Source organism: Microbacterium sp. ZOR0019, from assembly GCF_000800925.1.
GTDB classification, from domain to species: domain Bacteria; phylum Actinomycetota; class Actinomycetes; order Actinomycetales; family Microbacteriaceae; genus Microbacterium; species Microbacterium aurugineum.
Genome location: NZ_JRKC01000119.1, coordinates 1 through 231, shown reverse-complemented (window position 1 = coordinate 231; position 231 = coordinate 1). Strand labels below are relative to the sequence as shown.

Here is a 231-nt window from a genome sequence, read left to right as displayed (position 1 = left end):
CCGTCGACCGCGGTCTTCAGACCCGTCGTCAACTCCGTGTACCCCTCACCGAACTTCCCCGACGCATGCTGCGTCTTGAAGTCCTCACCCAGAAGAGTGTCCACCTGACCCTTCAACGTGTCCAACTGACCCTGAATGTCATCACGAGCCTGCGACAGCGACGACGCCACCTGCTCCATCTCTGCATAAGACGCACCGAAATCGGCCATCGTCCACACCTCCGCAAATCGA

General features: G+C 59.3%; 1 protein-coding gene. It reads right to left on the bottom strand.

Features of this window, described 5'->3' with window-relative positions:
- The coding region (locus L978_RS18150) for a WXG100 family type VII secretion target (RefSeq protein ID WP_047524897.1) at positions 1–209 on the bottom strand (209 nt) is incomplete at its 3' end.
- Positions 210–231 lie beyond the last annotated feature (22 nt).